Raw genomic sequence first — 419 nt, 5'->3', positions numbered from 1 at the left:
GCCTTGTTGGCCAATACGTGTTTCATCCTGAAACCATATATCAACTTGCTTGATATCAACACCATCAGGTAGAACTTGCTTTACCTGCTCAAGGAAGTTTTTTTATATGCCTCCATGACTTTAGGATCCGCCTTAGGATGCTGACTACGCGCAGATACCCAGCTCATACCAATACGTTTCATGAGAGGATAGATCGCTTTAGGGGTATAGTTGGCGTTAAATTGCTCCTTGGCGATTTGTGCGATGTCTTTTGCGGTGAGCCTACCACCACCTCTTTGCTGCTGAGCTTCTACTATCGCTTGTTTGAATGGTTCTATGTCTTTTTCTGCTAAAAGACTCTTTCTGCCTCTGCCAGCTGCGTCATAGACACTAGTGATACCATGCAACCAGTATTTCCTTCTTATGGTATAGACGCTTCT

Annotated in this window: 1 protein-coding gene; it reads right to left on the bottom strand. The window is 44.2% G+C overall.

The window, feature by feature from the left end; genetic code table 11:
* Positions 1 to 80 precede the first annotated feature (80 nt).
* Positions 81 to 419, bottom strand: a 339-nt coding sequence (locus A1019T_RS00015; protein WP_208608001.1) for a winged helix-turn-helix domain-containing protein, incomplete at its 5' end; no start/stop codon positions are given.

This window comes from Psychrobacter piechaudii, from assembly GCF_900162825.1.
In the GTDB taxonomy this organism is placed as follows: Bacteria; Pseudomonadota; Gammaproteobacteria; order Pseudomonadales; family Moraxellaceae; genus Psychrobacter; species Psychrobacter piechaudii.
The sequence above is the reverse complement of the archived record's forward strand: the minus strand, read 5'-3'. Positions and strand labels throughout refer to the sequence as shown.